The sequence below is a fragment of the Vibrio sp. D173a genome (assembly GCF_030248475.1).
Window position 1 is genome coordinate 1 of the sequence record NZ_JAHGAH010001650.1, and the last position, 567, is coordinate 567.

Here is a 567-nt window from a genome sequence, read left to right on the forward strand (position 1 = left end):
TCAGTGTATTCGAGACATTGAACAGCAAGTTGCCAACATCATCGCCGTTTGCTGCTTCCTTACGAATTCGGTCTTTGGCAACCACACGCAGCGCTTGGCGAATCACAATACTTGGCAAACGCTCTGATAGATCGTTCTGTGCCATCGCATCAACATCGGTCAATAGGCTGCCATTAAGCGCTGTACCGTTAATACGAATCGATGCGAACCTTTCGCTCGGCTGATTTGAATAGGATGGCAGAGCTAAAGAATATATGGCGCCTTGGGCACGACTGTCATAAATGGGTAAATCCAGACGCCAACTGTCCATGGCTTGTACAACGCTCTGCTCATCTAAGACGATAACTCGTCCTTGCCCACTCTTAAGAGCAGCTGGCATCGCGTAGCGCTTTTTCATTTTCGCTAAATCTTCACGCATGCCTAAGCGTTGAGCGACTAACATTGCACGCTCAATCACCTGTTGGTTATCTGGCATCACAGCTAATGCGCGGCGGTAATCAACGTAAGCACTGTTGAGGTCATTGGATGCCTCATACAGCAGCCCAGATAAGAACATCAAATAAGCAT

The 567-nt window shown here is 48.0% G+C and carries 1 pseudogene; it reads right to left on the reverse strand.

What is annotated here, in order from left to right:
• Nucleotides 1-567, reverse strand: a pseudogene (locus KIV40_RS35345) (hypothetical protein); the annotation flags it as partial.